Here is a 26,844-nt window from a genome sequence, read left to right on the forward strand (position 1 = left end):
CTGGTTGTGGACGCGCGGAGACGTGCACGGAGAAGTGCAGACGTGCGTGTTCACGGCTCTGTCCTGGCCGGAAGTGTGCGCCGGAGCCGATTTCAAACATAGAGAGTGTTCTTTTTGTTTGTCGAGAGGCTCGACCGGATGGTGGAGTCTTGGAGGCGATGCCACGTAACGTAGGGAGCGCTCTGTTTTTTTGGGGCACCCACACCAAGGAAGCAAGTGGAGCAGATGTCACAGGCACGGCAGGAGCGCGCTGTACGGACCCGCGAGAAGATCATTCGAGCGGCGGCCGAGGTGTTCGACGAGTCCGGGTTCCACGGCGCCAGCATGAACAAGATCATCCGAAGAGCCGGCGCGACCATGGGCTCCATGTACTTCCACTTCTCCTCCAAGGAGGAGCTGGCCCGGACCGTCATGAACGAGCAGGCCGCCGACCTGGAGTTCCTGCCCGGGGAAGCGGGGCTCCAGCGTTTGATGGACATGTGCATGCAGGTCGCGGACATGATGCGGACCAACGTCCTCTTCCGGGCCGGCGTCCGGATCGCCGTGGAGCAGGGTGAGTTCGGCATGCGTGACGCGACGCCCTACGAACTGTGGATGGAGAGCTTCCGCGAGCAGCTCGAAGCCGCCGAGAAGCGCGGTGAGCTCCTGCCGGGCGCGGATCCGGCAGGCTTCGCCCGGGTGCTGGTGGGCGCATACAGCGGGACGCAGTTGCTCTCCAACATCATGCACGGCCGCGAGGACCTGTCCGAGCGCATTGCCGAACTCCTGAGGTACCTGCTGCCGGGGATCGCCCACCCCGAGGCGATCGCAGCCGTCGAGATCCGCGAACCGGTCACCGTCCCCATGGCCCAGGCCGTGGCTGAGGGGCAGCTGCGGACCCCGGAGCGGGAGCCGAGCCGAGGGGTGGAGGCGAGCGCGGGGGCCGCCGAATAGGCTCGGCCCGAGGCCCGTGCGTGTGGGCGCACGGCGATGGACGGGGGCACGATGAGTGGTTCGACTGGTCTCGTGGAAGCCGGCGTTGAGGGCTCCGCACGTGAACGCTCCACGGACGAGGACCCGGCGGGCGCGGGGACGGTCGTCCTCGCCGGAGCCACCGGCTTCATCGGTTCCGCGGTGCTCCGGGAGCTGTGCGCCCCTGGTGCAGCCCGCCGCGGTGCGCCGGGTGGCGGGCTGCGCGTCCGGGTGGTCGGGCGCAACCGCCCCGCAGGCCTCGCCGACGACCCGCGGGTGGAGTGGGTGCGTGGTGATCTCGCCGACCCCACCACCCTGCGGGGTGTGTGCGACGGCGCGGCGGCCCTGGTCAACACCACCTCCTACGTGGGTCCGGACCGGGCCCGCTGCGATGCGGTCAACCGCGACGGAACCGCGGCCCTGATGGCCGAAGCCGCGGCGGCCGGGGTCGGTCGCATCGTCCACGTGTCCACGGCCGCCGTCTACGGTCCCGGGCCGCACCGGGACATCGAGGTGAACGAACACATGCCGAGACCGAGTTCGGCCGCCAGCAGCAGTCGGCTTGCGGGGGAGGAGCCGGTGCTGGCAGCCGGCGGGCTGGTGCTGCGACCCTGGCTGGTGGTCGGCCCCGGGGACCGCTGGGCGGTCCCGGGCCTGGCTGAGCTGCTGCGTCGGGTCCCTGCCCGGTGGGACGGCGGGCAGGCGCGGCTGTCGCTGGTCGGTGTGGAGGATCTGGCCCGCCTGATCGCCGCGGCCGTCGTCGTCCGCACTCCGGTGACGGGGATTCACCACGCGGCGCATCCTCAGCCCGTTCGGGCGCGTGAGGTCATCGAGGCACTGGCGGCCCAGCGAGTGGTACCCCGCCCCGAGGGGGAGCTGGCCTGGCGGGAGTGCGTGGAACGGCTGGCTGCGAGCGAAGGCCGGATGACCGAGCACCACTTGGGGATGTTCGCGCGCGACCACCACTTCCGCAGCGATGGGATCTGGCGGCTGCTTTCGGTGGACCCGGGGCCTGGCCCGCTGACGCGTCTCACCGAGGCGGCGGCCTGGTACCGGGTGTACCTGGCGGGGTTGCGGGGCTGAGTGCCTGACAGCCCCAGTCGCGGTGACCCCTTGGAGCGGTGCCTGTGGAACACGGGAGCGCCCCTGGGGGCGGGTCAGGTGGTTTTGGGCTCGGGGTGGGAGGGGGAGCTGCCGGCTGGCTCCGGTGGAGTGGGGACGGCGATTCCCAGCGAGATCAACTCCCATACCTCAGCCAGTTGTTCACGCAGGCTCCAGCGGCCGTCGCGGATGGGATCGCCGCAGCCGGTGGCGGAGGCCTCCAGGCCGGCGACCAGATGGCCCACCAGGACCGCGACCACTTCCGGGTCGCTGCCCGAGCGCAGCCACTCCTCGCGTGCGGCTTCCTCCAGCCGTTCTCGCACGACCGGCATCCAGGCGTCGCACCACTCGTGGCGCCCGTCGTCCCGCTCGCGGGAGAGCCGGGCGGTGGCCCGTACCGTGTCGTCCTCGCAGAGCAGCTGGGCCAGGGCGTGGGTGATGTCGACCACGGCCTGGAGCGGTGTTCGCGCTGCCCGGTTGGCTCGGGCAACCTCCATGCGGGTGATGCCCGCGCCCACGGCCCCCACGGCCGCGGCGAGTTCGGACTTGGCGGGGAAGTGGAAGGTCAGGGCGCCGACGGTGGCGGTGGCGGCTCGGCTGATGCGGGTCAAGGAGGTGCCGGCGTATCCGTGTCGGGCGAACTCCGCGGCGGCTGCTTGGATGAGGAGCTTCCGGGTCCGCTCGGCGCGTTCCTGCTTCACCACGGTTGCTCCTCTCGCGCCTGGTGGTCCCTCTCGCGCATCCCCTGGGATCGGAGTCTGGCACCAACCTGAGAGAAAACAAAGAGAGCGCTCTATTTTCTATGGAAAACAAAGCGAGCACTCTCTATGATAGCCCTCCAGAGGAGCTGCAGCGGCGGGCCCACCGCGTCGATCGTCATCCTGGCCGGCGTCCGCAGGGTGGCTGTCCACCGAGGAGGATCACCACATGACCCGAAGCGCCACCACCAGGGCGGCTGCCCGGCCCACCCGGCCGGTCGACCCCAAGTACGCCGAACTGGGAAGTTTCCTCGCCGCGCGCCGCGCCGAAGTGACCCCCCAGCAGGTGGGGTTACCCGGCGGCGGGGCGCGGCGGCTGCCGGGGCTGCGGCGCGAAGAGGTCGCCATGCTCGCCGGCATCGGAGCTTCCTGGTACGCCTGGATCGAGCAGGGGCGGGCGAAGAACGTCTCCCCTGAGATCCTCGAAGCCATCGCCGGCGTACTCGACCTGGACGAGGCGCAGTTGCTCTACGTGCTGCGGCTCGCGGGGTACGCGGCGACCGGCCGCCCCAGGATTCCGATCGGAGACCTGGAGCTCACTCGGAAGATCGTTGACGAGTACCTCCCCAACCCCGCCTACGTCATCGACCGCTACTGGGACATCACCGCGGCCAACGCCAGTGCCGAGCGACTGCTCGGGATCGGCGGGGAGCGGCCCAACTACCTGGAGATGCTCTTCGATCGGGAAGCCGCCGGTGCTCGTTTCCCGCGCTGGGAGTGCGACGCCTCGGACGCGGTCGCGCGGTTCCGCGCCCAGGCCGGGGAGCTGTTGCACGACGCCCGGATGCTGGCGCTGATCGACTACCTGCGTGAGGAGAGCCCGGAATTCGTCGTCCTGTGGGCCCGGCACCACGTCACCGACGGCTCGTCGACCACGCAGGTGGTGCACCACCCGGATCTGGGTGAACTCAGCTTCACCCGCATCGCCTTCGACTTCACTTCGCAGTCCGGCCTCCAGCTGATCCTGCTCAGCCCGCACGCCGGCACCGGAACGGCGGAGAAGCTCAGCCGCTGGGGGCACAGTGTGGCGCCGGCGACCTTGGCTCCTCAGGTCCGTCTGCTCAGCGAGCACGGCGTGCCGGCCTGAAGGTCCTTGCGTAGGGGCCAGAGTGACCCCGGTCACCGAGATCGCTGCGGCCACGTCAATTAGTGGTCGCCGGGGTCAGAGAAGTGCGAATGAACGGTCATGAATTCAAACGAATCGAACTGAGCGAACCTGTTGTTCCTGGACATGGTGTCCGCGCGAATACCGCCGCTGATGCCGGTGATATTGGACTCTGGGAAAGCCAGTGGGTGACTGAGATGATTTCGAGCGTGAGTACCTTCAGCGGGTCGACGGGGGAGAGGTGAAGGCGTGAACGCCCAGACGAGACGGCAGCGGTCACTCCCCCAGTGGGCCGACAACCCCTACCTGAAACTCGCCGTTTCCGGCACGTTCTCCTCCGGGAAATCCACCACGGTGGAAGCGCTCTCCCTGGTCACCGGAATTCCCCGTACCGAAGCTCGGACCTCACGGGAACTCCTCCCCGAAGTGCATCCGGGGAAGACCCTTGCCGAGCTCAGCGCCATGGAACTGGTCGGACTCCAACTGCGCCGTTTCGAGGAGCGGGTTCACCATGAGTCCGGCGACGGTCCCTTCCTGACCGACGGCGGAGTCTTCCACGAGTGGGCCTACCTGGAGGCCCGCATGCGGCTTGGCATGAGCCCCGAAATGCCGTGGTGGTATCGGGGGTTGAAGTCGGTCGTCGGGCTGCCCGTCAAACACGTCTACCAGCGGTACGCAGACACCCTCGGCCTCCTCACCCGATCCCGCGCCGGGCGGACCTACGACGCCTGCATCCACCTGCCCGTCGAGTTCGGGCTGGAACACGACGGCCACCGTCCCGCCTCGGAGCGCCTACGGGGCCTCGCGGACGAGCTCCTTCGCGAGGCGCTGGCAGACAGCAAAATCCCGTACCGGACCGTCCGCGGCACCCTCACCGCACGCGTCACCCAGATCACCGAACTCCTCGGACTACCCGTCCTCCGCCCCGTGGCCGAAGCCGTCCAGGAGGTCGAACGGCGGGTGCGCGCGGCTCCCGCAGCCGCACGCCACCCCGCCACGCGGCCACCCCACAACTCCGCCAGGATCCGGGCGCGGCAACTCGCCCTCGCCCTGAGGTACTAGTGCCGTGACCGGAGGGCTCCACCGGCTCGCGACGCCCGGCCCAGCACCTCGCCGGGTCGTCACATCACCCGGGTACGCCCAAACCCGGCCGCGACGTACCGCCCCACGACACACCGCACCACAGGCCGCACGCCTCCGGCAGACCACCGCGGCCACAGCGCGAGCGACCACCGCACCGCCCGCGCCCAGAGCCGCGACGGCGCAACGCCCCCGCTGCGCCGTCGCAGCGGAGGGCCCCTCTCATCCACCCCCGCGGGGAGGGGCCCTTCGAAACCGGCCGGTCCACCGACCGACCGGGCAGCCACAGCAGAAGAGCGGACCGACCAAGGAGGTGGCCCCGATGAAGCGGACCCGACCCGACACCGGGACCCGCGCGGCACGGACGGTGTTCTTCGAGGTGGACCACGCCCTCACCACCTCCCCGAGCCCGCAGGCCTTCCTGCGCCACTACCTCGCCGCCCTCGGCCGCCCCGCCACCGAATTCGAGGAAAGGCGACGCAAGTTCAAAGCGATGGCACGGCTGGGCTGCTCGACCGAGCTGACCCTGCGCACCTACTTCGCCGACCTCGCCGGTGCCCGGGCAGCCACGGTCAGCGCGATCGCCGAGGAGTGGTTCCGCAAGGAGCAGGAGAGCGGGACCTACTACCATCCCCACGCCCTCGCCGAACTCCGCCGCCACCAGGTCGCCGGTGACCACCTGGTGCTGCTTTCCGGCTCCTTCCCCGCCTGCCTCCACCTGATCGCGGCGGACCTGCGGGCCGACGAAGTCTGGTGCACCGAACCCGAGATACGCCAGGGCCACTACACCGGTGCCCTCAGCCGGCCACCCATGACCGGCCGTGCCAAGGCCTATGCGGTCCACAGCGTCGCCACCCGGCGCCGCACCGCGCCGCCCCGGCTGCTCGCCTATGCGGCGCGCCACGCCGATCTGCCCATGCTGCGCGCCGCCGGCGCCGCGGTGGTGGTGGGCGGCGACCGGCTGTTGCGCGCCACCGCCCGGGCCAACGGCTGGCGCCAACTGCCGTCCGTGCCGCTACCGCCCGATCCAGTGCAGCCCTTCCCGTCAGGTGCGGGGCGGGCGCCCAGCACGCCCCGCACCCGTCCCCTCCTGTCCACCACGAGGCCTCGGAGAACCCATGACCAGCTGGTTCCTTGAACGGATGCAGGGCTTCGGGGACGCCGACGCGATCATCGTGGGCGACCGGAGCCACAGTTATGCGCACCTGCTGGAGCGGGTCGCGGCCTGGCAGCGGCGCTTCGAGCGGCACGGCATCCGCGCCGGGCGGGTCGTCGCACTCGAAGGGGTCAGCAGCGCGGAAGCCTGCGCCGGGCTCCTCGCGCTGCTCGCGTGCAAGGCCATCGCGGTTCCGCTCACACCCCTGCCGGCAGCCAAACGCGCGGAGTTCCTGGCGTTGGCACAGGCCGAGAGCGTGATCACACTCGACGGCGCCGGGGACCCGGACGGCGTCAGCGACCGGACCACCCACACCGGGCGCAAAGCCAACCATGAGATCTACGGTCGCTTGCGCGCCGGGGACCGACCCGGCCTGGTGGTGTTCAGCTCGGGCACCACCGGCCGGTCCAAGGCCACCGCACTGGACTTCGGCCGGATGCTCGACAGGTACGGGCCGGCCCGCCGTCCGCAGCGCACCCTCGGGTTCCTCAACCTCGACCACATCGGCGGCATCAACACGGTGCTGCACACCCTCAGCCAAGGCGGTGCGCTGGTCACCATCGGGGCCCGTACCCCCGAAACGGTGTGCGGGGCGATCTCCGCCCACCGCATCCAGCTCCTGCCCACCACCCCCACCTTCCTCAACATGCTGCTGATATCCGGCGCCGCCGAGCGCCACGACCTCAGTTCCCTGGAACTGGTCACCTATGGGACCGAGCCGATGCCCCAGGGCACGCTGAGCCGGCTCGCCGCAGCGTTGCCCGGCGTGCGGCTGAAGCAGACGTACGGGCTGTCCGAGCTCGGCATCATGCCCACCAAGTCCCGCAGCGACGACAGCCTGTGGGTAAAGCTGGGCGGCGCCGGGTTCGACTACCGCATCCGGGACCACATCCTGTGGATCCGCTCCGACCAGGCGATGCTCGGCTACCTCAACGCGCCGGCCCCGTTCGACGCCGACGGCTACTTCAACACGCAGGACGCCGTGGAAGTCGACGGCGAGTACGTCCGCATCCTCGGGCGGGACTCCGAGATCATCAACGTAGCCGGGGAGAAGGTCTACCCCAGCGAAGTCGAGTCCGTACTGCTGGAGATGGACCTGATCGCCGACGCCACCGTCTCCGGTCGCCCCAGTCACGTCACCGGGCAGGTGGTGCGCGCCACCGTCAAGCTGGCCGACGGGTACGCCTCGGCCCCCGATCCGCGGGAGGTCTCCCGGCAGGTACGCGCCCACTGCAGGCGCCGACTGGAGGCGTTCAAGGTGCCGGTGGTCGTCGAGATCTCCGATGCCGACCACCACTCGGACCGCTTCAAGAAGGCGCGGGGTGGGGCATGAGCGTGCCGGACCGCCGGCCGGGCACCCCGGCCGCCGACGAGCGGGAGGTGTCGGGCACCCCGCGCCGTGTCGCCGTGATCAGCGGGGGCAGCCGCGGGCTGGGCCGGGTGTTGGTCGAGCGTCTGCTCGCCGAAGGCTGGCGGGTGGCCACCTTCTCCCGCACCGCCAACGAGTTCACCGGCTGGGCCGCCCAGAAGTATCCGGAGGACTTCCATTGGGAAGGCGTCGATCTCACCGATCTCCAGTCGGTACGGGAATTCGGGCGGAGGGTGGCCCGTCAGTTCGGACGGATCGACCTGCTCGTCAACAACGCGGGGATTCTGCACCGGGAGCTCTTTCTCACCACTGCTCCCAAACGCATGGATGAGATCGTCACCGCGAACCTGCTCGCCCCGCTGCATCTCACCCAGTCCTGTTCCCGAGCCATGGTGAGGGCCCGTGGTGGAGTCATCGTCAACATTTCCTCCATCAACGCGGTCCGTGGCTATCGGGGGGTTTCTGTCTATGCGGCTGCCAAGGCCGGCCTGGAGGGGTTGGGTCGCAGCCTGGCCAGGGAACTTGGCCCCTTGGGGATCCGAGTGAACACCCTGACCCCCGGCTATTTCGACAGCGATATGACGGCGGACGTCACCCCCGCCAACCGAGAGAAGATCAAGAACAGGACCCCGCTCGGGAGGCTGGGCACCGTGGCGGAAGTGGCCGACGCGGTTCTTTTCCTCGCCTCGCCCCGGTCGGAATTCATCACAGGTCAGGCATTGATCATCGACGGAGGCATCACATGTTAGAGCAGCAGGAAGTGCAGGACATCATCGAAAGCGAAATCCGGGCCCTGCTCCTCGGCGACGAGGACGCACCGGACTTCACCCTCGACGACGAACTGCTCCGAATCGGTCTGAACTCGCTGATGCTGGCCCAGTTGCTGATCCAACTGGAGGCCGAGCTCGGCGTCGACCCCTTCGGCGAGCAGCTCTCCATCGCCGACATCCGCACCATCCGCGACCTGATCGCCGCCTACGACGACGCGATACGGTCCGTCCCGGCGGAGGTGTGAGGCGTGCCGGCCGCCCGCCCCGACCAGCAACTGCGGCTGACGTCCATCGAGGACTACCTGGGCCCGGGGGAGAACAGGTTCTTCTCCCGCGGGTACCAGCGGGCCCGCTACACGGTCCGTGACCTCCTCGTCAGCCCCGCCACCACCGGCCCCGGGGTGCGGGCCACCGCCGACATCGACTACCCGCGGGACTGGTCCCGCAAGCGGACGGGCAGCGATCTACGACCGCACCTGAGCACCGTGGACGCGCTGGTCCTCGGTGTGCAGTTGGCGGAGCTACACCTGGCGCACGGCTACGGCCTGGACGGATCGGCCCGGCGTCAGATGCGGCTGCGCAAGGTGCAGTTGCGGGCGGGCGGTGCGCCGCAGGAAATCCTGAAGGGCGTGCCGCTGGCCGCGCGCCTGTTGAGGACCGAAGGGGTGGAGCAGGCAACCGGCCGTTCCCGGTCTGTACACGAATGCGCGGTCGGGAACCTCCAGGTGCGTTGCGAGATCGAGCACGGCCACGGCGCCGCGGCCGATGGACTCGCGCGGTACGCCGACCTGACCGAGGCACTGGGCCCCGGCCCGGACCGCTTCTACGGGGAGGGCTTCCAACTGCGTCGGCACCACATCCACAACGTCCAGGTGGACATGAGCGCGTTGCGCGCCGAGGCGGCCGTTCGCTTCGAGGCGGAGTCCGACCCGACGGGTTCGGCTTCGGGCGCCGGCCAGGGGCTGGAAGGTGGCGCTCAGCCGGCCGTCTCGCTCCTGGACGCGTTCGTCGTCAACCTCCAGCTGGCCCAGGTGCTGCTCTACGAACTGGACTCGGTCTCCCGGGCGCAGAGCAACACCCTGTGGATGACACGGACCGTCCTGGAAGCCGAAGACGCCCGCCCCCGGCCGCTGCCCGCCCCTTTCGAACCCCCGCTGCGCGCCGAAGCGGCGCTCAGCGGCAAACGTCTGCTGCCGCTGCGCGGCAGCACCTGGCGCAGCGTCGACATCGCCGGTTCCCTCGGCGGTGTCGCGCTGCGCTGCGCCTTCGCCCACGAACTGCCCGCAGCCGCAGCGGCTTCGGCGACCTGACCTACAAGGAGCGCACACGTGAGACTGTCCATCTCCGGTACGTACGGTTCGGGCAAGACCTCGACTGTGACCGCCCTGTCGTACTTCACCGGCATCCCGTACGCGCCGGTGAAGGCGATCCGGGAGATCCTGCCGGACGCCGTGCCGGGCAAGAGGCTCACCCAGGTCACTCCTGCCGAGTACCTCCAGGTGGCCGTGCGCCGGCACACCCACCGCGCGGTCAACGAGGCCCGGCTCGGGGCGCAGTACCTGGCCGACGGCTCCTCGCTCCAGGACTGGATCTACGCGGCGGCCCGGGTCGAGTTCGGCATGGACCCGGGGCGGCCGGGCGCCGGCCCGGACCCCGATTCGGCCGACATGCGCTTCTTCGCCGCGGTCACCGAGCAACTCGGTCACGCCTTCAAGCAGCACGTGCGGGAGTCCTTCGACGCCTTCGTCCACCTGCGCCGCCCACCCGGGCCGATACGGCCCGGCTCCGGCCACCACCGGCCGATGAACGAGGAGTTCCGCAGCTACTGCGACGACATGTTGCTCCGCACCCTCGACGAGTTGAAGATTCCCTGCCTGGTGGTCGACGGCCCGATCCCCGGCCGGCTGGAGCAGATCACCGACCACTACGAGCTGTCCCCGGTGCGCTCCTTGGACCAGGCGCTCCAACTGGCCCGGGCCGACTACGCCTCGATCGACTGGTGTCTGGAGCAGCAGCGCCCCCAGGGCGATCCGGCGCCGTTGGCCACGGCCACCAGGTAGCCGCCGGCCCGCGCGGCAGGCCCGACCCACCCAGACCACCCACCCGCTCACCACCCAGGCCCACCGACCGGCCCGGCAGAAAGGAAACGCGATGAACTCCGTCCCCACCCCAGTACCCGCCGGCGACTCGGCCGAGGCCCGCAAGCAGCGGATAGCGCTGCTCTTCGAGCACATCATCACCAGGGGTGAACTGCACCTGGCCGACGAACTCTTCCACGAGGACTTCCGCTGGCCGCAGTTCGCCCTGCGCGGCCCCGAGGGCGTACGCACCTGGGTACGGGCCTTTCGTACCGCCTTCCCCGACATCAGCGACCTGGTGCAGGAGCAGTGGGCCGAAGGCGACACCGTCATCACACGAGTCGAGTGTTCCGGAACCCAGTTGGGCCCCTTCCGCGGACTGCCGCCGAGCGGCCGGCGGGCCACCTTCACCGCGATCGGGATCGACCGGTTCCGCGGCGAGAAGGTCATCGAGCGCTCCGCCCACTTCGACATCACCGACGTGATGCGCCAGTTGGACCACACCACCCTGGAAGTACCCCTGGAGGCACGGCCATGAAGCCCGCTCACTTCGACTACGTGCGGCCCGCCTCGGCCGAAGAAGCCGTCGCCCAGCTGGGGGAGTACGGCGAGGACGCCCGGGTACTGGCCGGCGGCCAGTCGCTGATCCCGCTGCTCAACCGCAGGCTGATCAAGCCCAAGGTCCTCGTCGACGTGGGGCGGCTGCACGAGTACCGCTACCTGCACGGTGACGGAGCCGGACTACGCGTCGGCGCTCTCACCCCGCACGTCTGGTTGGAGCGGACCCTGGACCGCACGGTGCTGGACCGCTTCCCCGTCCTTCCGGAAACGGCCCACCTGATCGGGCACCTGCCGGTGCGTACCCGTGGAACCGTCGGAGGCACCCTCGCCCACGCCGACCCGCGCTCCGAGTGGTGCCTGCTCGCCGTCCTGCTCGGCGCCGAGATCACCGCTCACGGGCCGCACGGCCGCCGGGTGATCAAGGCCAGGGACTTCTTCCTCGGCCGGCACTTGAGCGCGCTGCTGCCCGGTGAACTGCTCACCGAGGTGCGACTGCCCCGCGCCGCTCCCAGCGCCATGCTGGCCGAGCACGCCCTCCAGCCCGGGCGGCTGCCGGAGGTGGCGGTGGCCGCGGCCGTCGAGGTCGGGGCCGACGGGCTGGTTTCCAGCGCGCGGATCGCCCTTGGCGGGGTCACGGATCGCCCGGTGCGCGCCTACGCCGCCGAGCGCGCCCTGCTGGGCCGGGATCCGGAGCAGGACGGACTGGTGGCGGACATCGCCCGCCTGGCCGCCGAACCGGGCGGCGACTACACCCTCACCGCGGACCACCGCGCCCTGGCGACCGCCCTGGCCACCCGGGTGCTGGACAGTTCGGTGGGCTGCGCACTGTGGCACGCCGACCAACGGGCCATGGCGGACGCCCGTGCAGCCGAGCGGCTGCCGGCGGGTCCCCTCCTGGCCACGGCGGAGCTGACCGCGCGATGACCGGGGCCGAGGAACGCCCGCCCACCGTGGAAGCGGGCCCGTGCACCGTCGAAGTGACCGTCAACGGGAAACCGTCTGTGGTGCGCACCGAAGCGCGCCGCAGTCTCGTCGAGGTCCTGCGGCGCGACCTCGGCCTCACCGGCACGCCGGCGGGCTGCGACACCGGCGCCTGCGGCTCGTGCACGGTGCTGCTCGACGGGGAACCCGTCCGGTCCTGCCTGGTGCTCGGGGTGCAGGCCGCCGGCGCCCTGGTGGAGACCGTGGAATCGCTGGCCCGGCCGGACGGCCGGCTGGGCCCCCTCCAGGAGTCCTTCCGCCGCAGTTTCGCGGTGCAGTGCGGCTACTGCACGCCTGGCATGCTGATGCTCGGCACCGCCTTGCTGCGGGCTGAGCCCGTCCCGGGGCGCGCCCGCATCCGCGACTGCGTCTCGGCCAACCTGTGCCGTTGCACCGGGTACCAGCCGGTGATCGACGCGATCGAGGCGGTCGCGGGATCCGTGCCGGTCGGCCCCCCGCACGTCCGGCGTCCGGACCGGTTCCGAACCGCCCCGACAGGGGAGGGGCCGTGACCGGGCGGAGCCCGGACACCGGCTGGGGACCCGCCGGTGTCGAGGGCGGCACCGCCGGGCCGGTGCCCCGGCGGCGGCCCGGCGCCGTCCGGGGCCCGTACCGCAGCGAGGACGAGCGTTTGCTGCGCGGCCGGGGTCGTTTCCACGACGACGTGGTGCGGCCGGGGCAGCTGTGGCTGAGGCTGGTCCGCTCGCCCCTCGCGCACGCCCGCATCGAGGGCATCGACGTGTCGGCCGCCGCCCGCCAGCCCGGTGTGGTCCGGGTGTTGACCGGAGCGGACCTGGAGCGGGAGTTCCCCGGTGGCTGCCGCATCCCGGTCCGCCAACCCACCCCCGGCATGGACTTCGGGCCCTACCTGCAGCCGCCGTTGGCGCAGGGGTTCGTGCGGTACGCGGGGGAGCCGGTCGCCGCAGTCCTGGCCGATGACCCGTACCGGGCCGAAGACGCCGCGGAATCCCTCCTCGACACCCTGGAACTGCACGAGCTTCCCGTAGCGCTGGACGCCCGCGGGGCCGCCGGCTTGCGGCCCGCTTCCCTGCGGGGAGCGGGCGCCGAGGTGGGCGTCGTCGAGTATGGCTACGGAGAGGTCGACGAGATCTTCGCCGCCGCGCCCCGAACCGTCGCCGCGGAACTGAACGTCGGTCGCCACAGCGGTACCCCTTTGGAAACGCGCGGACTGACCGCCGAGTACGAACAACGCGAGGGTCGCCTCGTCCTCTGGGGCGCCACCAAGGTCCCGCATGTCAACCGGCGCATCCTGGCCGGTCTGCTCGCACTTCCCGAGCACCGGATCCAGATGAGGGTGTCCGACGCCGGGGGCAGCTTCGGTATCCGCGGCGAGTTCTACCCCGAGGACTTCCTCGTGCCGTTGCTGTGCCTGCGCACCGGACGGCCCGTCAAATGGACCGAGGACCGGGCCGAACACCTGGTCGCCGCCAACCACGCGCGCGAACAGCGCCACCGCATCGAGATCGCCCTGACCGAGGAGGGCCGCCTCCTGGCGCTGCGGGATGAGGCCTGGCTGGACAACGGCGCGTACGTCCGGACCCACGGCGCGGTCACCGCCGTCCTGACCGCCGCCATGATGTCCGGCCCCTACCGGCTCCCGGCCTGCCGTACCCGTGTCCACATCGTCGCCACCAACAAGACCCCGATCGGCACCTACCGGGCTCCGGGCCGCTTCCAGCAGACCTTCGTCAGGGAGCACGTGCTCGACGTCGCCGCCACGGAGCTCGGCGTGGACCCTGTCGAGATCCGCCGCCGCAACCTCCTGGGAGCCGATGAACTCCCGCACCGGCGGCCCCTGCACCTGTTCGGCGCACCCATGCTGCTCGACGGCAAGGACCACCGGGAGCACTTCGACAAGGCCAGGAACGCCGTCGGCTACGAACTGTGGCGGCAACAGGCGAGGGACGCACGGGCGACCGGCCGGCTCCTCGGCGCCGGCTGCGCGATGGTGTTGGAGAAGGCCGGCATCGGCTACGACAGCGCCGTCGTCGACATCGGGGTCACCGGGGCCGTGCGGGTCTCGATGGGCGGCTCCAACCTCGGTCAGGGCATCGAGACGGCCATGGCGCAGATCGCCGCCCGGGAACTGGCCGTACCCGCGGAGTCCGTCCATGTCCAGCTCTCCGACACCGAGGTCCTCCCGGACGGTGGCGGCACCTTCGGAAGCCGTTCCACGGTGGTCGGTGGCAGCGCGGTACACATGGCGGCGCTTAAGGCGTTGGCCGCCGCCAAGCGGGTGGCCGCGCCCCTGCTCGGCGTGCCCGAGGAACGGCTGCGCGCCCACCGCGGGGGCCTGTGCGACGACGCGGACCCCGACCGCCGCATCGACTACCCCGACCTGGCCGCCGCCGCCTTCGCCCCGCAGTACGTGGCCACCGCCGAAGAGCCCGGCCTGATCGGGCGGGCCACCTTCTCGGCCCGCGGCATGACGTATCCCTACGGTGCGCACTTCGCGCAGGTGGAAGTCGACCCGGACACCGGGACGGTGCGGCTGCTGCGGTACGCGCTGTCCTACGAGATAGGGCGCAGCGTCCACCCGGAACTGGTGCGCGGGCAACTCGTCGGCGGCGCGGTGCAGGGCATCGGGGGCGCGCTGTCCGAAGAGTTCCGCTACGACCCGCGGGGCCGGCCGCTCACCCTGACCCTCGATGCCTACCGGTGGCCGCGGGCCTCGGACCTCCCCGAGATCCAGACCGTGGTGTTCGAGGACGCCCCCGCACCGGGCAACCCACTGGGCGTGCGCGGCGTCGGCGAGGGCGGCACCGCGGGTTGTGGTGCCGCCCTCGCGGGCGCCGTGCGTGATGCCCTGCAACTGCGCGGCGTCGTGGGCGCGTTGCCCCTGCACCCGGCCCGGGTGCGTGGGCTGCTGAGGAAGAAGTCCGACGAGTCAAGGAAGGCATCCCCAATGACGATCAACCAGTCCGTCCTCGACTGGCTGCATGCGCAGCCGGTTGACGACACTTCCACCGAGGAACCACCGGCGGCCGAGGTCGCCGCTCCTGCCGCGACCGAACTGGCCGCCGCGGAAGCCGCGGAGAAGCACCGCCTCGTCCTGGACTACCTGCGACGAGAGCTCAGCCGGCTCCTCGACGTGGCGCCGGAGAACCTCGCCCTGGAACGGACGATGGTCTCCATCGGCATCGGCTCCATCGCGGGCCTGGAACTCCAGCGCCGGGTCCAGGACACGCTGGGGGTGACCATGGGCCTCAAGGACATCCTGCTCGCCGAGAGCACGTATGCGCTGACCGACCAGATCGTCGATCTGCTGCGCGTGACGAGAGCAGGTGCGTCTTGACGGTGACCCTGCCGGTGCCGCCGAACGGCGGCGCCGATCTGTGGCTGTTGCGCCAGCCGAAGCCGGAGGAGATCACCGGTGTCCTCGACCTGACCGAGCTCGACGAGGCGGAGCAGGGCCGGGCCAGCGCGTGCCGGCGCCAATCCGGTGGTTTCCTCTACGCGTCGGCGCACATCGCGCTCCGGCGGGTGCTGAGCGCCTACGTCGGCACTGAAGCCCGGACCCTACAGTTCGGGCGGGCCCCCTGCCCCTGCTGCGATGCCCCGCACGGGCGACCGGTGTTGACCCTGCCGGACGCCCCCCTGCACTTCTCGCTGTCGCACAGCAGCGGGATGGCGCTGATCGGGGTCTCGGACGTGGAGATCGGGGTGGACGTGGAGAAGCTGCCCAGTGTGGGTACCACGCAGATCTGTGCGCCGGCTCTCCACCCCGCCGAACAAGCCGAGTTGGCGCAGGCCCCCGCAGAGGCCGGGACCTCCGCCTTCGGACAGCTGTGGACGCGCAAGGAGGCGTATCTGAAGGGACTGGGCACCGGCTTGAGCCGTGACCTTGCGACCGACTACCTGGGGCTGGACCCGTCCCGGCGTCCACCCGACTGGACCGTCCACGACGTGCCCTGCGGGCCCCGGCACACCGCCGCCGTGGCGGTCCACCACGGCGGCCCCACGGGCCCGGTGCGGCTGCACTGGCTGCCGATGGAGTGTCTGTACAACGGCGCCCCGACGGAGCTCACACCCGGGGACCTGGTTCTGACGGAGCTGGCCGCCTAAACCGCCCCGCAGCACGGGGAGCCGGTGTCCCTCCACCGCTCTCCGCGGCTGCGGGGTGTGAGGCGAGCCCTGAGGTCCGGCGTGCGCATCGCTCGCGGGTGTGGTGGCGGCGGGTGTGGTGGACGCGCAGAGAAAGGACGGAATGCAGGTGCATGGAGGTGCGGCCTCTGGGTAGGCGCGCCGCTGAACGGAGAAGTCGTTCTCCGCAATCTGGGCGATAAGCCAACAATTACCGCATGGTGAAAGGTAATTGGCAAGGAAATCCTTGACCGTTTCCTGGCCCTTTCTTGGGCAACTGTGTTTTCCTTAACAATTTCCAACCTCAAGCAATCCTCAAGTGTGCCGAGTTTGATCGCTTTCGGATGAATTGCCGATCGATAAAGTCCCTGTGAAGTCGAGTGAGGTGCATCACATGCGCCTTTTGTGTCTACTCGTAGGGGAAAAGTGCACACAGTCAGAGGGCTGTCCGCGTTTCGCGGAGGCTCAAACAGTCGGCCCACAAGGGCCCGGCGCATGCGCGAGATATCCGGCGGGCTCGCCGTCGTGATGGCGCTCTCGGTCCTGTACGGGACGGAGTCCGCGCTCGCCGCCCCGGCACCGACCGTCAGGCCGGCCGCCGCACCCAAGAAGGCGGCGACCACCGCCGCCGACATCACTTCCGCCCGGGTGGCCGCCAGGCTCTCGGGGGAGCGAGTCGAGGCGCTCTCGGAGCGCACCGAGACCAGCACCACCTGGGCCAACAAGGACGGAAGCCTCACGACCGAGGTCTCCGCCGGCCCCGTCCGCTTCCAGCGCGACGGCGACTGGGTGCCGGTCGACGTCAACCTGCAAGCCGCCCAGGACGGATCGGTCGAAGCCAAGGCCCACCCGAGAGGGCTGCGGCTGGCCGCGGGTGCCCGCCGAGCCGGCGCACCACGCACGGCGGGGCGGACGACCGCCACCGATCTGGTGACCCTGGGTGAGGGCGAGCAGCAGATCACCCTCCAGTGGCGGGGAGACCTGCCGGTCCCGGAACTCGACGGCACCCGCGCCACCTACCCGGAAGCCGTGCCGGGCGCGGACGTCGTGGTGGAAGCGACCCGCACGGGTTTCGAGCAGTTCGTCGAGATCAAGAACAAGCCGGCGGGCCAGCCCTTCTCGTACACCCTGCCACTGCGGGCCAAGGGGCTGAAGGTTCAGCAGCAGCCCGACGGCAGCGTGGTGTTCACCGACCGTAGGAGCAAGAAGACGGCGGTCATGCCGGCGCCCGTGATGTGGGACGCCACGGTGGACCCGGTCTCCGGCGAACACACCCGCCGCGCCAAAGTGGGCATGAAGGTGGTCAAGACCAAGGGGGGCGTCGACCTGGTCGTCACCCCCGACGCCGCCTTCCTCGCCGACTCCGCCACCCGGTATCCGGTCACCGTCGACCCCTCCACCTCCTCGCTGACCAACGTCTTCGACACGTACGTACAGCAGGGCGAGACGGTCGACTGGTCCAATGACACCGAGCTGGACCTGGGCAACCCGGGCACGGTCAACGGCAACGGCACACCGCGCACCGCCCGTTCGTTCCTCTCCTGGGACACCACGGCGCTCGCCGACTCCCTGGTGCTGAACGCCAAGCTTTCGCTGTGGAACTTCCACTCGGCCAACACGGACTGCAAGGCCTATCCCTGGGAGGTCTGGTCGACGGGAGCGGCTTCGACCAGCAGCCGGTGGACGGCCCAGCCCACCTGGACGGCCAAGAAGGCCACCTCCACCGAAACCAAGGGCAACCCGGCCTGTACCTCCGCCCCCGACGGGTGGATCAACGCCGACGTCACCACGCTCGCCCAGGAATGGGCGTCGGCGAAGGCCACCCGTGGACACATGGGCCTGCGGGCGACCTCCGAGACCGTGGTCCCGCAGTGGAAGCGCGTGAACTCCGGTAACGCCGCGACCAATCCTCCGAAGCTGGTCGTCACCTACAACTACCGTCCCCGCACCGGGACCAAGCAGGAGGCCGGCTCCCCGTTCTTCTCCTACGGCGGTAGCTACGTGGTCAACACGACCACGCCCACCCTGCGGGACACCTTCGTCGACAACGACGGGGACAAGGTCAACGGCACCTTCCAGGTGTACGACAGCGCCACCGACACCCAGGTCGGCAGCGTCCTCGTCTCCCCCTTCGTCCCCTCCGGCAAGTCTGCCTCGGTCACCGTCCCGGCGGGCGTGCTGACCAACGGAAAGACGTACAAGTTCCGTACCTCTCCGTACGACGGGACGCACTACAACACCGGCTGGTCGGCGTGGAAGACCTTCACCGTCGACACATCGGCCCCTTCTGCCCCCACCAAGATCGTCTCCACGGACTACCCGGCCGGCGGCTGGGTCAAGGGAGCCGGGCAGGCCGGAAACTTCACGGTCACGCCGCCGGCTGCCGACCACAACTGGCTTGAGTGGTCGCTGGACGGTCTGAGCTGGACCAAGGTCACCACCGGCGGGGCCGCGGGAGACAAGACCCTCTCCGTCACGCCCCCCAAGAACGGCACGCACACCCTTCAAGTGCGCTCCGTGGACAAGGCCGACAACAAGTCCGAGCCCCTCTCCTACACCTTCCACGCCGGTCCCGGCGGCTTCCTCCAGCCGGCGGACGGCGAGCGCACGGCCCGTCGACTGCCGCTCGCGGTCGAGGTCGACGCCGCCACCTACGACAAGGTGTCCTTCCTCTGGCGGCGTTCGGAAGCCGACAGCTGGACCCCGATCCCGGCCGGTGACGTCACCTCCGATGGCAACCCGCTCGGCAACTGGCCGGTGGCTCTGATCGGCGGCAAGAACAAGCCGCTGGTCTGGAACACCACCGACACGGTTTCGCCCGACGGCACCGTCCAGATCAAGGCCGACTTCACCGGTCCCGCCAGCGCCACGGGCAGCACCCAGCCGCTCACGCTGGTGGTCGACCGGGAGGCTTCGGGCGCCGCATCGCAGGGCGTCGGCCCGGGCACCGTCAACCTGCTCACCGGAGACTTCCAGCTCTCCGAAGGGGACGCGTCCTACTTCGGCGTGTCGGTCGGCCGCACCGCCTCCTCCCGCCGACCGAACGCCCAGGCCGAGGGCCAGGCGCCGATCTTCGGTACGCAGTGGTCGAGCAGCACCATCGCCGACAGCGCCAGCTCGGACTACGTGCAGATCGAGAAGGTGTCGCCCACCGCGCTCTCCGTTGTCCGGGAAAGCGGCGAGGTCATCGCCTTCACCGCCAACGCCGCGCAGAACGGCTGGATCCCGGAGCCCGGCGCCGAGGAACTGACCCTCACCGGGACCTACGCGACCGGCTTCGCCCTCACCGACACCGAAGGCTCGGAAACCCGCTTCGAGAAGGCGGACGCGGCGGCCACGACCTGGGTCGTCGACACCTCCAAGCTCAACGGCCTGACGTCCAGCACCAGCGACGTCGTCTCGGAGACGGTCCTCGTCGGCGGCAAGACCCTGGCCCGCCCCAAGCGGATCGTCGCCCCCACCTCCGCGGCGTCCACCGCCACCTGCGCGAGCACTCCGGCCACCGCCGGCTGTCGCTCACTGGAGTTCGTCTACGCCACCTCCACCACCGCCACCTCCACCGTCCTGGGCGACTTTGACGGCCAGGTCAAGGAGATTCGCCTGTGGTCGACCGAGGCGGGAGCCGGATCGGCCACCTGGAGGTCCGTCCAGACGTACCGGTACGACACCGCCGGGCGTCTGAGGGAGGCCTGGAACCCCCAGATCACGCCTTCCCTGAAGACCGAGTACGGATACGACGGCTCCGGTCGGATCACCACCTTGACCCACCCCGGCCAGCTGCCGTGGACGCTCACCTACGGAAAGGCGGGCAACGCCGACACCGCGGGTGAGGGCATGCTGCTCAAGGCGAGCCGGGCGGGCCTCAAGCAGGGCACGACCGATGTGACCGAAGGCACCAACGCCACCACGCTCGTCTACGACGTTCCGCTGACCGGCGGTTCCGCGCCCTACAAGATGGGCGCCACCGACGTCCGCGCCTGGGGGCAGAGCGACGCGCCCACCGACGCCGCCGCGGTGTTCCCCGGTGACGTCACGCCCTCGTCCCACGCGGGCTCCGGCCTCAGCGCCACGGACTACAAGCGTGCGGACGTCCACTACCTCGGCGTCTCCGGGCGTGAGGTCAACACCGCCAAGCCGGGCGGCCACATCACCACGGAGGAGTTCGACCGCTTCGGCAACACGGTCCGCACTCTGACCGCCGGCAACCGCGAGCTGGCCCTCGGTACCGCCCCGGGCGCGGCCGGGGAGCTCGCCGGACTTGGCATCGAATCCCTGAGCTCGGCCGAGCGGGCCGAGGAACTGTCCAACCTCAGCTACTACAGCGCTGACGGCGTTCGCGAGACCGAAACCTTCGGCCCCCTGCACCGCCTGGACCTGACCCAGGACCTCAAGGCCGGCTCCACGGTCCTGGTGGCCGGCGGAGTCTCGGTCCCGGGCCGTGAGTGGATCGTCAACGAGTACGACGGGGGACGCCCCACCAACGGCACCGCCGCCGTCAAGGACCAGCTCACCATCTCCGTGCGCGGAGTCCGGGTCCGCGGCTACGACGCGAACCAGGGCGAAGCGCGCGTCAACGAGATCCAGTACGACTGGGCCAAGGGCTTGCCCAGCCTGACCATCACGGACTCGGGCGGCCTCAACCTCACCACCGACACCGTCCACGACGCTCAGGGCCGGGTCACCTACGTCAGCCAACCGGGAGCAGCCAGCGGGGAACCGACCAACCGGGTCACCGCCTACTGGTCCGCCACCGGCACCGGCAGTTGCAAGGGCCGCCCGGAATGGGCCGACGCCGTGTGCTGGACGGGCCCGGCGGGTGACATCACCGGCGGGGGCTCACAGCCCACGGAGGTCACCGACACCGTCTACGAGTACGGCTTCTTCGGCCAGAACACCAAGCGGACGGACACCGCCAACGGCGCTGCCCGGACGACCGCCACCACCTTCGACGCCGCCGGCCGCCCGCTGAAGACCACGGTCACCGGCCCGGGCCAAGCCGTCCCGGACACCACCCTCACCTACGACCCCGCCACCGGCCTCCCCGCCGGAAGCACCTCGTCCACCGGCGGCACGATCACCAAGGCCTACGACAAGCTCGGCCGGCTGATCTCCTACACGGACGCCGACGGAGGAGTCACCAAGCACGAGTACGACCTCCTCGACCGCCCGGTCAAGGTCTCCGACTCCGTGCCCTCGTCCGTGACCTACGGATACGACACGAGCGCGGAACCCCGCGGGCTGCCGGTCTCCACCAGCGACTCGGTGGCGGGCACCACGTCCGTCACCTACGACGCCGACGGAGCCGTCACCGGCCAGCGCCTGCCCGGCGGATACGCGCTCGACCAGAGCGTCGACCCCGTCGGAGCGGTCACCAGCCGTGTGTACACCCGCGAGAGCGACGGCGTGGTCGTCATGTCCGACACCGTCTCAAAGTCCGCTCACGACCAGGTCATCCGGCACTCCGGCTGGTCCGACCAGGCCTACCAGTACGACCGCGCCGGTCGCCTGACCGCCGTCAACGACACCAACGAGAACGTCTGCACGCGCCGCTCCTACAGCCTGGACAAGCGCGCCAACATCCTCTCCCGCACCACCGCTTCCGCCGCGGCCGGGGCGGACTGCCCCTCCTCGGGAGGAACCACCAAGAACAGCACCTACGACACCGCGGACCGGCTCGTCGACGCCGGCTACAGCTACGACGCCTTCGGCCGCACCACGGCCCTGCCGGGCAGCACCGTCGGCTACTACGCCAACGACCGGGCCCACCAGCTCGTCTCGGGCAACCAGCGGCAGACCTGGAAGCTCGACGCCGGCATGCGGTTCCGGTCCTGGACCACCGAGACCGGCGGTGGCAGCAGCTGGACGCAGACCGCGTCCAAGCTCAACCACTACGACGGTGACGGTGACAGCCCCCGATGGATCGTGGAGGACACCGCGAGCGGGAGCCTGACCCGCAATGTCACCGCGCCCGGCGGAGAGCTGCTCGCCACCACGAGCAAGACCGGCGAGACGGTTCTCCAGCTGGCCAACATCCACGGTGACATCGCACTTCAACTCCCCTTGGACGTCAGCCAGTCACCGACGGCCCTGGACGCCGACGAGTACGGCAACCCGCGCGCCGGGAAGGACGCGCTCCGCTACGACTGGCTCGGCGCCAAGCAGCGCTCCTCGGAGACCGTCTCCGGCCTGACCCTGATGGGCTCGCGCCTCTACAACCCGCAGACGGGCCGCTTCCTGAGCCCCGACCCGGTCTACGGAGGCAACGCCAACGCCTACGGCTACCCCGCCGACCCGGTCAACGCCTATGACCTCGACGGCAACAAGCAGAAGAAGCCCCGCTCCTGCGGCTTCTGGTGCAGCGTCTTCACCACCGGCATCGGTGCCATCGTCGGCGCCGTCTGCGCCCCGTTCGCCGGGCCGATCATCTGTGGCGCCGTCGGCGGTGGGATCACCGGCTTCGCCCGGTACTGGTACACCCACCACGGTGGCCACGGCTACACCATCCGCGGAGCCGTCAAGGCCACCCTCATCGGGGCCGCGATCGGCGGATTCGGCGGAGCCGTAGGAAAGATCATCAAAGCCGTCGGAGGCAAGGTCTTCCGCGGCTACGGTGACCGCGCCTCGGTGAAGGCGTGGGACCAGTTCAAGAGGGCCATCAGCTAGTGCCGGGCGGTGATCGGGAGGGGCACCGGCTAGTGGACCCCTCCCGATCGCCGCGCTTCGGAGCCCTCATGGTGTCGGGGGCGGAACCGCCCCCGACACCGAGCCCTCTAACGTTCAGCCCTCCCCGCACGGAAGAGAGAAACCCCTCGATGCTCAGGTACTGGCTCGCGACCGCACGTCGACTCCTGCTGGGTGCCGGTGCTTCCGCCCTGGTCAGCGGAGGCGCCATGGCCGGGGTGCTGATCGCGGAGGCACCCGCGAGTTGGCCCGGTGCCCTCGCTCAGGGCGCAGCGGCGGGGCTGTCCGTCGGTGCGGCCCTCATGCTGCTGATCGCCACCTCCAACACCTGGCGGGCCGCGCGTACCGCCGCCCACCACGGCCTGGCCCTGGGCGCAGCCGCCGCGCCGGCGCACCACAGGCAGATGCTGCGCGTGCCGTTGGTGCCGGGTACCACGGCCTATCAGCTCACCGACAGCGTGCTGCACGCCCTCAAGCAGGTACCGAATCTACGGATCGAGGAGGTGGCCGAGTTCACCCACGGCCGGCTCACCCTCGTCTACGGTTCCGCCCTCGGCGTTCCGGTGCGCCTGAGCATCTCCATCGAGACCGGCCGGGACTCCGCGACGGCCACGGTCGACGCGCGCCCCACCACCACGTGGAAGCGGCTGGACGGGGGTGCCAGCTGGAGCGTGCTCACTCTCCTCGCACCGCACGTCCGGCGAGGTCTGGAGCAGCACAGCGGTCAGTGAGTTCGCCGCACGGGTGGGGGACCGGATCAGGGCCAGACCAGGCAGTAGGGCTGATGGCCGGCTTCGTGCAGCCGATGCGAGAAGTCCTGCCACTCGTGGAGCAGTTGATAGACGTTGAAGGCGTCGCGCGGGCCACCGCGATCGGGGACCGTGGACCAGATGAAGGCCGCCGCGCCGACGGACTCCTCGCCGATGCCGCGCAGCGGGTCGACGACGGTCATCGGGAGTTTGACCACCGCGTAGTCGGGGTGCAGGACGACCAGTTCCAGCGGGGGCACCTTGTGCAGGGGTATGCCCTCGATGCCGGTCAGGACCATCGCGGCCACCGTCTCCGGCTTGATCTTGGTGAACATGCCGCCCATGCCGAGCTCGTCGCCGCCGAGCTCCTCCGGGCGCATCGTCATCGGTACCCGCGCAGCCGTGGCCCCGTTCGGTGCGCCGAAGTACTTGTAGGTCACCCCCACGCGCCCCCCGCTCCTGGTCTCCGCCGAGGGTACGTCCGTATCGGGCTCGCCGCCCCTGCCGCGGTCCACACCCGTGGGGTCGACCGGTCCGCGCCGGTGCCGGCCGCGACGACGGGCGCGCTCGGGGCCCCGGTCGCCGGTGCCCTCACCCAGTCCGCCACCGCGTTGCATATCTCCACCCGACTGCTGTTCCGGCTCCGCGGCCCCCGCCGCGCAACCTGATCATCATGGCAGTGACCTCCCCCACGGCACGATGGTGAAACACCCGTCCGCAAGACAGTCCGGGCCTCTGACACCATGGCGATGTGAGCTACCCGTACAAAGCCCCAGTTTCGCAGACGCTCTTCGACCGCGCGTCCCTCGTGACCCCCGGCGGCGTGAACTCTCCCGTGCGCGCGTTCCGCGCGGTGGGTGGTACGCCCCGGTTCATGGTGTCCGGTACCGGTCCCTACCTCACGGATGCCGACGGTCGTGAGTACGTGGACCTCGTCTGTTCGTGGGGGCCGATGATCCTCGGCCATGCCCACCCCGCAGTCATCGAGGCCGTCCAGGCGGCCGTGGCCCGCGGCACCTCCTTCGGTACGCCCGGCGAGGGGGAGGTGGCCCTCGCGGAGGAGATCGTCGAGCGCATCGACCCCGTGGAGCAGGTGCGGTTGGTCTCCTCCGGCACGGAGGCCACCATGTCCGCCATCCGCCTGGCCCGCGGCTTCACCGGCCGTGCCAAGGTCGTGAAGTTCGCCGGTTGCTATCACGGCCACGTCGACGCCTTGTTGGCCGCGGCTGGTTCCGGGGTGGCGACCTTCGGCCTGCCGGACACCCCTGGTGTCACCGGCGCACAGGCGGGGGACACCATCGTCTTGCCGTACAACGATCTGGATGCGGTTCGTGCCGCCTTCGCCGCGCACCCCGGCGAGATCGCCTGTGTGATCACCGAGGCTTCGCCGGGCAACATGGGCGTGGTCCCGCCGGTCGCCGGCTTCAACCAGGGACTGGCCGATCTCTGTCGTGAGCAGGGCGCCCTCTTCATCTCCGATGAGGTCATGACGGGTTTCCGGACCTCCCGCGCTGGCTGGTTCGGGGTGGACGGGGTCCGCCCCGACCTTATGACCTTCGGCAAGGTGATGGGCGGTGGTTTCCCCGCCGCGGCCTTCGGCGGGCGGGCTGAGGTCATGGCCCACCTGGCTCCGGCCGGCCCCGTCTACCAGGCGGGGACCCTCTCCGGGAACCCGGTCGCCACCGCTGCCGGTCTGGCTCAGCTGCGACTGCTCGACGATGCCGCGTACGCGAAGGTGGACGCGGTGTCCCGGGAGATCCAGGCACTGGTGACGGGCGCGCTCGCCAAGGAGGGCGTGGCACACCGCGTGCAGACCGCGTCCAACATGTTCTCCGTCTTCTTCACCGAGGACGAGGTCCGCGACTACGACCAGGCCAAGAAGCAGGAAGCCTTCCGCTTCAACGCCTTCTTCCACTCGATGCTGGCGGACGGCGTCTACCTGCCGCCGTCCGCCTTCGAGTCCTGGTTCGTTTCGACCGCCCACGACGAGCAGGCGGTCGAGCGGATCGCGGCGGCACTGCCCGCCGCCGCCCGCGCCGCCGCGGAGGCCACGGCATGAGCAGTGATGAGATCACCGTCGTCCACCTGATGCGGCACGGCGAGGTGGAGAACCCGGACGGCGTCCTCTACGGGCGCCGCCCCGGCTACCACCTCTCCGAGTTGGGTCGGCGGATGGCCGACCGGGTCGCCGAGCACCTGGAAGGACGGGACATCCAGCACGTCGTGTCCTCTCCGCTGGAGCGGGCGCAGGAGACCGCCGCGCCCATCGCCAAGACCCACGGACTGGACCTGGCCACTGACCGCCGCCTGATCGAGGCGGGCAACGTCTTCGAGGGCAAGACCTTCGGGGTGGGTGACGGGGCGCTGCGCAAGCCCGGGAACTGGAAGCACCTGACCAATCCGTTCCGACCGTCCTGGGGTGAGCCGTACCTGGAACAGGTGGTGCGGATGATGGGCGCCCTGGAGTCGGCGCGGGTGGCCGCGCGCGGCCATGAGGCGGTGTGCGTCAGCCACCAGTTGCCGATCTGGATCGTGCGGAGCTTCGCCGAACGCCGCCGGCTGTGGCACGACCCGCGGCGACGGCAGTGCACCTTGGCTTCGTTGACCTCGTTCACCTTCCGTGGGGACGAGATCGTTTCGGTCGGCTACAGCGAGCCCGCACGGGATCTGGTGCCGGCGCACTTGCTGGCCGGCGCGAAGCCGGTGAAGGGGAAGTCGAAGGCGTTCGGCGCCTGAGGGCCATCCCGTCGTCCCTGGCGGGTGGGTGGGCTCCGCGGCCGGATCCCTGGGTCGGGATTCGGCCGCGGAGCGGCCGATAAGAGAAAAAGTGTGCGCGGCTGGAACCACCGTGCCATCCCGAGGCTCTCACTCATTGTCCGTTTATGTAGATATCCGGACATCAGTGGGCGAACGCGAGGGACGGACGGGGCGGTGGCATGCGTGACTTCAGCCGGAGGGGCCTGCTCGGCATGGGGCTGGGAGCTGCGGCGGCGGTGGGGATCGCCGGCTGCACCTCCAAGGACCGGAGCGAGAACGGGCGGCGGCCCGACCAGAACCCCGCAGACAAGGGCGGCAATCCCTCTGTAGAGGCGGACCCGATCAAACGAATAGGCGACGGCTCCACGGCCGACACCGGCCCGCAGCCCCACCAGCCGGTCAAGCCGGTTCGGCTGGAGCCGGGTCAGACCCCGCCGCAGTTCGTGGTCTTCAGCTGGGACGGCGCCGGCGAGATAGGCAACGGCCTGTTCCCGCGCTTCCTGAAGCTGGCCAAGGACCACGGCGCGGCCATGACCTTCTTCCTCTCCGGGAGTGTCCAATCAACGGCTGATCTTGGTTGTTGAGGTTCAGTGGCTGGTGGTGGGGGTGAGGCGGCCTTCGAAGGCGATCTGGAAGGCGTTGA

Annotated in this window: 21 protein-coding genes and 1 pseudogene; 20 read left to right on the plus strand and 2 right to left on the minus strand. The window is 70.2% G+C overall.

Features of this window, described 5'->3' with window-relative positions:
- Nucleotides 1–225 precede the first annotated feature (225 nt).
- Together ACFYMC_RS15905 and ACFYMC_RS15910 are read left to right on the plus strand one after the other, a co-directional pair.
- Complete coding sequence (locus tag ACFYMC_RS15905; RefSeq protein ID WP_388524642.1) at nucleotides 226–933, plus strand: ScbR family autoregulator-binding transcription factor; 708 nt, start codon at nucleotides 226–228, stop codon at nucleotides 931–933.
- 51 nt (nucleotides 934–984) lie between these two features.
- A complete protein-coding gene (locus ACFYMC_RS15910; RefSeq protein WP_388524645.1) occupies nucleotides 985–2,034 on the plus strand; it encodes an NAD-dependent epimerase/dehydratase family protein in 1,050 nt (349 codons plus the stop codon).
- Between the two features lie 74 nt (nucleotides 2,035–2,108).
- Here ACFYMC_RS15910 and ACFYMC_RS15915 read toward each other — a convergent pair whose 3' ends face one another.
- Nucleotides 2,109–2,756 (minus strand): TetR family transcriptional regulator, encoded by a 648-nt coding sequence (locus tag ACFYMC_RS15915; protein WP_388524647.1) that lies wholly within the window; start codon nucleotides 2,754–2,756, stop codon nucleotides 2,109–2,111.
- Between the two features lie 223 nt (nucleotides 2,757–2,979).
- Here ACFYMC_RS15915 and ACFYMC_RS15920 point away from each other — a divergent pair, with 223 nt between their 5' ends.
- From ACFYMC_RS15920 to ACFYMC_RS15990, 15 genes are all read left to right on the plus strand, one after another.
- Nucleotides 2,980–3,897 (plus strand): helix-turn-helix domain-containing protein, encoded by a 918-nt coding sequence (locus ACFYMC_RS15920; RefSeq protein ID WP_388524650.1) that lies wholly within the window; start codon nucleotides 2,980–2,982, stop codon nucleotides 3,895–3,897.
- 267 nt (nucleotides 3,898–4,164) lie between these two features.
- Nucleotides 4,165–4,977, plus strand: coding sequence for an AAA family ATPase (locus ACFYMC_RS15925; RefSeq protein WP_388524653.1), 813 nt, complete (start codon nucleotides 4,165–4,167; stop codon nucleotides 4,975–4,977).
- A 340-nt stretch (nucleotides 4,978–5,317) separates the two neighbouring features.
- Entirely contained in the window at nucleotides 5,318–6,133 is an 816-nt protein-coding gene (locus ACFYMC_RS15930) for an HAD family hydrolase (RefSeq protein WP_388524656.1), read from the plus strand.
- The gene (locus tag ACFYMC_RS15935; RefSeq protein ID WP_388524659.1) at nucleotides 6,114–7,484 is read left to right on the plus strand and encodes a fatty acid--CoA ligase family protein; all 1,371 of its coding nucleotides are present in this window, start codon (nucleotides 6,114–6,116) and stop codon (nucleotides 7,482–7,484) included. Before ACFYMC_RS15930 ends, ACFYMC_RS15935 begins: the two co-directional genes overlap by 20 nt.
- A complete protein-coding gene (locus ACFYMC_RS15940) occupies nucleotides 7,481–8,269 on the plus strand; it encodes an SDR family NAD(P)-dependent oxidoreductase (RefSeq protein ID WP_388524662.1) in 789 nt (262 codons plus the stop codon). Before ACFYMC_RS15935 ends, ACFYMC_RS15940 begins: the two co-directional genes overlap by 4 nt.
- Nucleotides 8,263–8,535, plus strand: coding sequence for an acyl carrier protein (locus ACFYMC_RS15945; RefSeq protein WP_388524664.1), 273 nt, complete (start codon nucleotides 8,263–8,265; stop codon nucleotides 8,533–8,535). Before ACFYMC_RS15940 ends, ACFYMC_RS15945 begins: the two co-directional genes overlap by 7 nt.
- Before the next feature lie 3 nt (nucleotides 8,536–8,538).
- Complete coding sequence (locus tag ACFYMC_RS15950) at nucleotides 8,539–9,600, plus strand: AvrD family protein (RefSeq protein ID WP_388524667.1); 1,062 nt, start codon at nucleotides 8,539–8,541, stop codon at nucleotides 9,598–9,600.
- Nucleotides 9,601–9,618: 18 nt separating this feature from the next.
- Complete coding sequence (locus tag ACFYMC_RS15955; protein WP_388524670.1) at nucleotides 9,619–10,350, plus strand: AAA family ATPase; 732 nt, start codon at nucleotides 9,619–9,621, stop codon at nucleotides 10,348–10,350.
- A 91-nt stretch (nucleotides 10,351–10,441) separates the two neighbouring features.
- Nucleotides 10,442–10,906 carry an ester cyclase gene (locus ACFYMC_RS15960; RefSeq protein ID WP_388524673.1) on the plus strand — a complete coding sequence of 155 codons (465 nt, stop codon included), beginning with the start codon at nucleotides 10,442–10,444 and terminating at the stop codon, nucleotides 10,904–10,906.
- On the plus strand, nucleotides 10,903–11,853 hold the full coding sequence (locus ACFYMC_RS15965) for an FAD binding domain-containing protein (RefSeq protein WP_388524676.1): 951 nt from the start codon (nucleotides 10,903–10,905) through the stop codon (nucleotides 11,851–11,853). The genes ACFYMC_RS15960 and ACFYMC_RS15965 overlap by 4 nt, the downstream gene beginning before the upstream one ends.
- A complete protein-coding gene (locus ACFYMC_RS15970) occupies nucleotides 11,850–12,422 on the plus strand; it encodes a (2Fe-2S)-binding protein (protein WP_388524679.1) in 573 nt (190 codons plus the stop codon). The genes ACFYMC_RS15965 and ACFYMC_RS15970 overlap by 4 nt, the downstream gene beginning before the upstream one ends.
- The gene (locus ACFYMC_RS15975; protein ID WP_388524682.1) at nucleotides 12,419–15,226 is read left to right on the plus strand and encodes a molybdopterin cofactor-binding domain-containing protein; all 2,808 of its coding nucleotides are present in this window, start codon (nucleotides 12,419–12,421) and stop codon (nucleotides 15,224–15,226) included. The genes ACFYMC_RS15970 and ACFYMC_RS15975 overlap by 4 nt, the downstream gene beginning before the upstream one ends.
- 2 nt (nucleotides 15,227–15,228) lie before the next feature.
- The gene (locus ACFYMC_RS15980; protein ID WP_388524706.1) at nucleotides 15,229–15,996 is read left to right on the plus strand and encodes a 4'-phosphopantetheinyl transferase family protein; all 768 of its coding nucleotides are present in this window, start codon (nucleotides 15,229–15,231) and stop codon (nucleotides 15,994–15,996) included.
- A gap of 546 nt (nucleotides 15,997–16,542) precedes the next feature.
- Nucleotides 16,543–22,677, plus strand: coding sequence for a DNRLRE domain-containing protein (locus tag ACFYMC_RS15985; RefSeq protein WP_388524709.1), 6,135 nt, complete (start codon nucleotides 16,543–16,545; stop codon nucleotides 22,675–22,677).
- Nucleotides 22,678–22,826: 149 nt separating this feature from the next.
- A complete protein-coding gene (locus ACFYMC_RS15990) occupies nucleotides 22,827–23,426 on the plus strand; it encodes a hypothetical protein (RefSeq protein WP_388524685.1) in 600 nt (199 codons plus the stop codon).
- Nucleotides 23,427–23,452: 26 nt separating this feature from the next.
- On the opposite strand, the gene ACFYMC_RS15995 is transcribed toward ACFYMC_RS15990, so the two are convergent.
- Complete coding sequence (locus ACFYMC_RS15995; protein WP_388524688.1) at nucleotides 23,453–24,061, minus strand: hypothetical protein; 609 nt, start codon at nucleotides 24,059–24,061, stop codon at nucleotides 23,453–23,455.
- A 134-nt stretch (nucleotides 24,062–24,195) separates the two neighbouring features.
- On the opposite strand from ACFYMC_RS15995, the gene hemL reads away from it, so the two are divergent.
- The 3 genes and pseudogenes from hemL to ACFYMC_RS16010 form a co-directional block, all read left to right on the plus strand.
- On the plus strand, nucleotides 24,196–25,503 hold the full coding sequence (gene hemL / locus ACFYMC_RS16000) for a glutamate-1-semialdehyde 2,1-aminomutase (RefSeq protein ID WP_388524691.1): 1,308 nt from the start codon (nucleotides 24,196–24,198) through the stop codon (nucleotides 25,501–25,503).
- Complete coding sequence (locus ACFYMC_RS16005; RefSeq protein WP_388524694.1) at nucleotides 25,500–26,180, plus strand: histidine phosphatase family protein; 681 nt, start codon at nucleotides 25,500–25,502, stop codon at nucleotides 26,178–26,180. Before hemL ends, ACFYMC_RS16005 begins: the two co-directional genes overlap by 4 nt.
- A 200-nt stretch (nucleotides 26,181–26,380) precedes the next feature.
- Nucleotides 26,381–26,752, plus strand: a pseudogene (locus tag ACFYMC_RS16010) (hypothetical protein); the annotation flags it as partial.
- Nucleotides 26,753–26,844 lie beyond the last annotated feature (92 nt).

The organism is Streptomyces sp. NPDC006879 (genome assembly GCF_042869595.1).
Taxonomy (GTDB): Bacteria; Actinomycetota; Actinomycetes; order Streptomycetales; family Streptomycetaceae; genus Streptomyces.